Here is a 972-nt window from a genome sequence, read left to right as displayed (position 1 = left end):
GGACAAAACTCAGCAGAAACAGTGCGGCGGCCGTGACCACAATCGACGGCCCGGCCGGGGTGTCCTTGAACCAGGACAGCGCCAGGCCGCCACACACGGCAAGCATCCCCAGCAGACTGGCGCCGACCGCCATCTGTTCCGGCGAGCGTGCATGACGCTGGGCGGCGGCGGCGGGGATGATCAATAGCGACGTGATCAACAATACGCCGACAATCTTCATTGCGACAGCAATCACCACGGCAATCAGCAACATCAGGGTCATGCGCAGCGCTGGCACGGGCAAACCTTCGACGGTGGCCAGTTGTTCGTGGACGGTAATTGCCAGCAGCGGGCGCCACAGGGCCACCAGCGGGATCAATACAGCAGCGCTACCGCCGAGAATCCAGGCCAGGTCTGTGGGGCTGATCGCCAGCAGGTCGCCGAACAGATAGGCCATCAGGTCGATACGCACTTCGTGCATAAAGCTCAGGACTACCAGGCCCAGGGACAGCGTGCTGGGCGCGAGGATCCCCAGCCGGGTGTCCGAAGCCAGGGGCTGGCGCTGTGGCCGGGTCCCCAACAGCACGGCGCGCCGCAGGCAGCCAACGGTCACGGCGCTGGCCGGGCTGCCCTCCAGCAAGAAGCCCAGGGCTACGCCGAGCAGGGCCGCGTGGGACAAGGTGTCGCCAAAGTAGGCCATGCGCCGCCAGACCACGAACGAACCCAGCGGGCCCGCCACCAGCGCCAAGGCCAAGCCTGCAAGCAGGGCGTAGAGCAGAAAATCAGCCATGCTTGCAGCTATCTCCGTGGACGTGGGTATGAGGGGCGGTCGGATCGGCAACCACGGCGCCATGCAGGTCATGGGCATGGTCGTGATGGTGGTGATAAATCGCCAGGCTCTGGGCATTCTTGCCGAACAGCTCGACGAAGGCCGGGTCGCCGCTGACCTGTTCCGGGTGGCCGGAGCAGCAGACGTGGCGATTGAGGCACACT

2 protein-coding genes are annotated in these 972 nt (G+C 65.2%); one reads left to right on the top strand and one right to left on the bottom strand.

Features of this window, described 5'->3' with window-relative positions:
- The coding region (gene znuB / locus ASU03_RS18790; RefSeq protein WP_057833269.1) for a zinc ABC transporter permease subunit ZnuB at positions 1 to 769 on the bottom strand (769 nt) is incomplete at its 3' end.
- Between znuB and ASU03_RS22145 the strand changes: the two genes are divergently transcribed.
- On the top strand, positions 768 to 972 hold a 205-nt coding region (locus ASU03_RS22145), incomplete at its 3' end, for a hypothetical protein (protein WP_057833268.1). The two genes, znuB and ASU03_RS22145, sit on opposite strands and share 2 nt — an antisense overlap.

The organism is Colwellia sp. TT2012 (assembly GCF_001440345.1).
Classification (GTDB): Bacteria; Pseudomonadota; Gammaproteobacteria; order Enterobacterales; family Alteromonadaceae; genus Colwellia.
Note: the sequence above shows the minus strand (reverse complement) of the source record. Positions and strands in the feature narration are given on the sequence as shown.